Genomic DNA, 476 nt, shown 5'->3' with positions numbered 1-476 from the left:
AGGGTGTCAAAAACCCGGCTGATGCCGACAAAATCATCAACCTGAAGTAAGCAGGAATAACGCCTGAACAGCTGTTTTTGAGATGCGCAGCTGGTCAGGATTGGTATAAGCTTGGAGGTTCCTGCGGTGTCATGCACCGCTGAATCTCAGGGGCGACAGTAATGCTTGCCCCGCCTCACTACAGAGCTCTTGGCGCATGACGGAACAATTGGTCTTCCACCACAGGTACGACGACAGCGATAAGGATAAGGGTCTGAGCTGGCCCCGTATCGCTGGCATCGCCTTTGTAATCGCACTGCACTTGGCAGCCCTGATGATGCTTCTGATCCCGGCCGGGGCCCCGAAGGCCGCTGCGGAGAAGGAACGCAACGTCATGGTGACGCTGGTTGACGCCCCGCCGCCGCCGCCGCCACCGCCGCCGCCGCCGCCGCCGCAGGACATCCCGCCGCCGCCGGTCAAGAACCTGGCGCCGCCGA

General features: G+C 61.3%; 1 pseudogene. It reads left to right on the top strand.

What is annotated here, in order from left to right:
* Positions 1-196 precede the first annotated feature (196 nt).
* Positions 197-476, top strand: a pseudogene (locus tag VA603_RS00190) (energy transducer TonB); the annotation flags it as partial.

This window comes from Stenotrophomonas capsici (assembly GCF_034961085.1).
In the GTDB taxonomy this organism is placed as follows: Bacteria; Pseudomonadota; Gammaproteobacteria; order Xanthomonadales; family Xanthomonadaceae; genus Stenotrophomonas; species Stenotrophomonas capsici.
Note: the sequence above shows the minus strand (reverse complement) of the source record. Positions and strands in the feature narration are given on the sequence as shown.